Genomic DNA, 6,265 nt, shown 5'->3' on the forward strand with positions numbered 1-6,265 from the left:
ACCCTGGCTTTTTTCAGTACTTGTTTCATAGTTCTTTTATTAGTTAGTTTAGTCCGTTATATTCATATGCTCTTACATAATCAACCAGCATAGACTGAGGAAATACAGTCTCAGCATTTGGAGAACCGACGAAGTTTCCTCCTACTGCAAGGTTGATCAGGATATAGAAATCATTGTCAAAGACCCACTCAGCGCCTTTAGGAAGGTCTTCCGGGGTAATCTGATTGTACAATACATCATCTACGTAATGGTTTACGTAGTCTGGTCCCCACTCGATCCCATAGACATGGAAGCCTGTATCGAGTCGGTCGTTCTGAAAGACATATTCTTTTGAGATCGCCTCCCCGGCAGAATAGCCCGGTCCGTGTACGCTGCCGATAAGGGTCGTAGGATTCTGGCCCCGCATCTCCATGATATCGATCTCACCAATATTTGGCCAGATCTCTCCCGGACTGTCCGGAACACCCAGCATCCAGAAGGCAGGCCACATCCCCTGACCGTAGGGGACCCTGATGCGCGCTTCGAATCGGCCGTAGGTCTGTGAAAATTTACCTTGTGTGATAAGCCTTGCGGAGGTATAGCCGGAGCCCTGGAAGTCTTCTTTCCTCGCCGTGATGATCAACACCCCGTTATTCACTGTTACGTTCTCGGGGCGATCGGTATAGTATTGCAGTTCCTGATTCCCCCAGCCGTTCATACCTGTGCCAATATCGTATCCCCAAATAGAAGGATCCGGAGCTCCGTCGTTGTCAAACTCTTCCTGAAGGGTCAATGTGGTGAAATTGACTACCGTCTGGGTGTCGTCAACCGCACAACCTGCATTGAACATTATCAGGGCAGAGAAAAGGAGTCCGCTGATCAGGGTAGAAAAGACCCCGTTTCCAGAATTCGAATTTCCCTTAAATCCTGATTTCTTTTTCATATCAAACTGTTTATAGCGATTCATATTAGCTTACTTATTCCTGGTTTATTCGGCATAGAAATACATATTGTCCACCAAGAGTGTCGAGATGGTCCCGTCGGAGATAAAGAAGATCTGAGCGAGGTTATTTCTGCTTGCCAGTCCTGTGAAATCGGAAAGCGGAATATCCAGACTGATCCACTGCCCGCTTACCAGGCTGCCGCTATCAAAAGTGATTCTCGAACTGGAGTCGTCTCCGCCCCCAAATGAGGCATTGGCACCAAAATCACCCAGTTCGACCGCGATAAAATCTCCGGGGTCTACTGACTCATCTATTCGGATATCGGCGTGGAAATGGGTCATGCCCGAAGCGTTGACCGTAGGGTTCTTGAATTCAGTGGCCACGAAATTGAGCTCTGTGTACTCTATAATATTATCCCCATTGATATTAATGGCTCCACCCAGCGTGGTTTGGAAGGGTGCAAAGAAGCCGTTGTAAAAATCCACAGGCACATTGGTATAGGCATCACTGAAGATGGAGATCACGGTTGCCGGATCCCTGGTGGGAACAGGGGCAAAATCAAATGACCCGCCGACCTCCAAAGTCAGAGAGCCCTCAGCCCTTACACCTCCGAGAGTAGCCGTAATTTTAGCGGTTCCTGTTCCCACCATGGTCACCACCCCCGATTCATTGACGATGGCTACTCCCGTATCAGAGGATTTGAAAGTAAAGTAAGACGGGGCCGCAGCTACAGTCTGGTTCTCACCAGTGGCCAGATTATAGGTCTGGGTAAGACCCGTTAAGTTGATCTTGAAATCCAAAAACGAACGCTCTGTGGCATCTTCACCATTGAGGATAGCAGGCCTGGGCTGGGCCACGGTTCCTAATTTTTCAAACTTCAATTCGTCTATCCAGAATGAATACCCATCTCCATTGGCATCAGGCCCTTCGGCATACCAGAACATCCCCGTTTCATTGATTAATTTCCTGGGATCCGGTAGGGGTATGATATACTTTTGCCAGCCTGTACCCACTCTCAGGTTTTCCTTGGTCACCAGAAATTTGTCTTGCACATCGCGGTAGGGGCTATCTCCAAAATCACTGCCGAAGCCTATCTGACTGATGGTCTCGGCCTTTGAGGCCTTTGCCCAAAAGGTAAGGGCATCAAATCCGGAAAGATCACGCCCCCCGTAATCGGGGAATATAGCCCCGGCAAAACCAAGGCTCGTGGACGGGTCTCCGAAATTAGGTACATCGAACCTCATAGAGGCGTCCCCTGAATACTTCACATCCGAATCCACAGAGAACGCGTCTAACTTGGAACCACTAAAAGGCAGGTATTCCAATCCGCCGCTAAATCCGTCGATGAAGATTTCAGCTCTTTGGGGAAAGCTGGCAAACTCCACCTCATCGGACACTTCCCGTTCACATCCCGCAGACCCTATCAGAACAAGGCCTACGATCAGTAGGGTTCTTACTATATTCATCTGATTTTTTTTCATGGCATTTTTATTATTTCCCGATGTTGATATGTACATATGTCCTGATCTCCCATTCGTTACCAAAGCCGAAGCCCACAGGACTGATGATGGGTTCGGTAGCAAACTCTTCGGCTGCATTGGGCGCATACCGGTTAGAGAACTCATTAAGTGATCTCCAGGTTCCGCGTATACCCACCTGGGTATTGGGCAGGATGAACCAGTCTGGTTTGCCGAGGGTGGTCGAAATATCCAGCATGAGCTGTACCGGAAAGGTGAGGTTAAAATCCCTGTGGTAGTCGAAAGGACCCCAGTCATTGATTTTGAAGATGTGCTGCACCTTGATGTTCTTGTACAGCAGACGAACATCTCCTCCAAAACGTTCTACTAACCTGTCACTATCGCCGTTGGCTTGAGCATTACCAAAATACATATTGGCGATGAGCCCTAATTCGGGGTTGATCTTTGAAACGATCCTCGCATGGGTCTCCCATAGGTCCTGAGCGGGAACGGAGTTCGGGAAGGCAAACAAGGTCCGGTTCCCCAGGAATCCGATATGAGCGTCCATCGTTGTGGGGAGGTGCCTGAAGACAAAGCCTGCACTCACGGCTAGCTTGGCATCCTCAGCCCGGTCGTTGTCCCATTCGTACATCCATGTGCCCGGTGTGGGATCCCAGGTGAACAGGATCTCCCCTGCCACGGTCTCCCGGTTCCAGCGAACAGAGAAGGGGTCGTCCAGGATGTTCCTGAGCCTTCCGGGTCCCTGTGCATCATTGGGCATCGGACCTACAATGGGTTTTTGCCACAGGAAATTAGGTGCTATCTGTACATTGCCCATCTGATAGGTAAATCCTGAAAGGAAATTTGTCTGATTTCCGCTTCCTGTGTCCTTGAGTTTCCAGCCGGTAAAGGTTTTGGTTTGATCAGCACCACCATTGGCAACCAAACCCTGGACAGCTCCCTGAGCATACCAATTGAATTTTCCGCCGGTATAGGTGATCTTGGCTTTAGCTCCCCAATTGTCCTTTTCATTCACCCGATCGGTGAAGATGATGTATTTGGAGGCGGCATCCGGATCATTAGGATCATAGTTCGGGTTGTCCTCTGCGATCTGGAACTCCCTTCCATTGAGGGGCTGACCACCCCAGATCCCCCCGACCTCTAACTTGACATCCCCAAATTCCCTGCCGATATACAACGTGGCCCTGCGAGTCCTGGGCATAGGTACAGCCAGGGAGGAAACGATATTACCAAACGTATCTATATCCTCGTGGAATACTCCGGCAATGTCAAATTTTCCGAATTGCCTCTCGTATTTAACAAGGACTGCCGGGTTTGCACCCCACCAGAGCTGGGGGCCGAAAGCTGCCTTCAGCCCTGCTATTGCCCTTTTCCCGTCGAATTCAAACCCGCTGATCTCTCCGTTGTAGATATCCAGGTTGGGACCGTAATTGGCTTCCGGGTACAGCCCGAAAAAATCGCCTTCATATCCCCAGTGGTAATGCCCGGTTCTATAGAAACCCCTTAAGTCGAAATTCTTTGCATTCCAGTTGAAGGAGGCATTATAGACTGCCACCCTGTTGACATCGGAAAGGATTACGTCACCCTGATCCGTATTGACCTGAACCGGCCTGGCCCTATTCTCATAAAAGATCTCATCGATGGGATTGGTGGCTACCTTTCCTATGACGTTGAAATTCACGTTGGCCCTCATATTGGGAGCGGGTTCCCCTTCAAAGCCTACGAAATAAGACTGCATATGATCGAATCCTGTCTGATCGGGATAGGTGGTCTCATCCGGAGCCGGGTTGCTTGGGGTCGTGAGCAGGTTCCCACCTGTATTGAATGTGGTAAACCGCGCTTCGAGCCTGCTTACCCTGAGCATGCTGCTCTGTTCACCTACCAGGGCTGCTTTGTCTCCCCGTGCTTTGAGGACTGCGTCCATGAGGTCTACATTTCGGAAGTAATTCTGCACAAAATCAAGGGTGACTCCCTCCGCATAGAGGTCGAGCTGGTGCACTTCCTTCAGAGCGTAGTAGGCCGCCCTGGGGTACAGGTCATATAAGCCTCTTGGATTGGTCTGGCCCTTGGCACAGATCCCGAACCACTCTTCATTCATGTTGTTCTCACCTTCCTTATAATCGCTGTCGTAACCTCCGTTGGACCAGGAGGCATTATTGTCATGCACGTCTGCATTTTTCCGATCATCGAACCCAAACTTCCACCAGCCATCGCTGAACTGAAAGGTAAACCCTCCAATGGAGTTCTCAGCCTTTCCAAGTCCGGCCGCATTCTCATAGATATCCTTCCAGTTTCCTACCATATAATAGGCCTGGGATTTCTGGTCTTCCTGGTTCTCGATGGCATTGAAGGCATCGGCCCCGAATTCGGTGAACATGATAGGCATGTCCAGTTTCTCCTTTACCACCTGAAAGGCATCCCCAAAAGACACTCCGCGATACATGTTCGTGCCATAGATATCCACATCCTTGCATTCCTCGGCTACGATATCTATGAACAGGACATCCCCATTACAAATGGCCACAGGGTGGGAGGCATCCATGGATTTTATCATCTTGGATGCTTCATTCATGAGCTTGTACATCGGCCTGCCTCGATTCTCACCTATAAAGGCGATTCTTCCTTCATCATCAGGAAAGTCCTCCGTCTCCGCCCCCTGCCAGAACAATCCATAATTATTTTCATTTCCCAGAAGATACATAAGGAGTCCGGGGGTATTTTTATAATCCCGTACCAGGGCTTCCACTTCAGACAACAGGAATTCCTGGGTCTTTGGATCTGCGTAATCCGTAATAGGGGTCCATACTCCATCCAGGGTTAGGCCGTACCTGCCGAAGGAGTGGTTTAACATAGTGTAAATACCGTATTTTTCGTATATATAACGGATCCACCGTGCAGGTACACCCGTATATTGACGAATGGCATTGACATTCATATTCTTTAAAAGGGACATCTCGTGATCGAGCCCGGCCCTGATGATATCGTCGGGCTGTTTCCAGAATTCCGCATTGACCGTATTCGTCCCTATAGGAATATAATCCCAGTTCATCCCGTTGATCATAAAATCTTCCCCATTCACGACCAATCTCATCCCCGTTTCATCCTGAACCACCGATACTTGGTCGGCCTGGGCAAAGAGGCCTGTCGTGAACAAGACCAATAAAACTTTTAGAAAATAATTTTTCATAGTGGTGTTTAGTTTTTGGTATAATATCTTCCTACTCAGATAATTCATTGATCGTTTATAGCTTCTGTTTTTAGCCCAGAAAAGGGTTAACTCGGTAAGCCAACCCTTTTAAAAGCTTTCCTCTTTAATCAACACTTATTATTGATATACACGGATATAATCTATCTCCATGGTATCAGCAGTGAATGACGGATCTACGGTCCCACCCAAGGTTCCTCCCATGGCGACATTCATGATGAAGAAGAAATCGTCATTAAAAGGTCTTGAAGGATCATTGGAGACCGTGTGATGAACGGGTTCCTCATCGATCCAGAATTTCAACGCATCGGCCGTCCATTCCACGGTATAAACATGGAATTCAGTGGTTGACGTGGGAAGGGGGGTCGAATCTGTGATCCCTCCTCCTCCGGAATTACCGGGGAAGTGAACGGTGCTCAGTACCGTATTCTTTTCTGCACCCGTCTGTTCCATTATATCTATTTCACCACAAGTTGGCCATCCAACGGTCTCAAAATTGGCACCTAATGCCCAAATCGCAGGCCATGTTCCAGTGGAAGAAGGCAATTTAGCCCTGACCTCAACCCTGCCGTAGGTGAACTCCCTGAGATTTTCTGTTTTCACCCGGGCAGATGTATATCCCCCGGCTCCATCGTCCTTAGCCGTGATCTTAAGCACAC

Annotated in this window: 4 protein-coding genes; all 4 read right to left on the reverse strand. The window is 48.9% G+C overall.

Translation table 11 applies throughout. From position 1 onward, the window contains the following. Positions 1-43: 43 nt before the first annotated feature. A complete protein-coding gene (locus tag ABYP73_RS10720; protein ID WP_372974318.1) occupies positions 44-922 on the reverse strand; it encodes a family 16 glycosylhydrolase in 879 nt (292 codons plus the stop codon). Between the two features lie 45 nt (positions 923-967). Continuing rightward, complete coding sequence (locus ABYP73_RS10725; protein ID WP_372974319.1) at positions 968-2,389, reverse strand: Ig-like domain-containing protein; 1,422 nt, start codon at positions 2,387-2,389, stop codon at positions 968-970. A 25-nt stretch (positions 2,390-2,414) separates the two neighbouring features. Further along, positions 2,415-5,588 carry a glycoside hydrolase family 2 TIM barrel-domain containing protein gene (locus ABYP73_RS10730; RefSeq protein ID WP_372974320.1) on the reverse strand — a complete coding sequence of 1,058 codons (3,174 nt, stop codon included), beginning with the start codon at positions 5,586-5,588 and terminating at the stop codon, positions 2,415-2,417. A 138-nt stretch (positions 5,589-5,726) separates the two neighbouring features. Beyond that, positions 5,727-6,265: family 16 glycosylhydrolase (locus ABYP73_RS10735; RefSeq protein ID WP_372974321.1), on the reverse strand; the 539-nt coding region annotated here is incomplete at its 5' end.

Origin of the sequence: Muriicola sp., assembly GCF_041567615.1 — a bacterium.
Taxonomy (GTDB): domain Bacteria; phylum Bacteroidota; class Bacteroidia; order Flavobacteriales; family Flavobacteriaceae; genus Muriicola.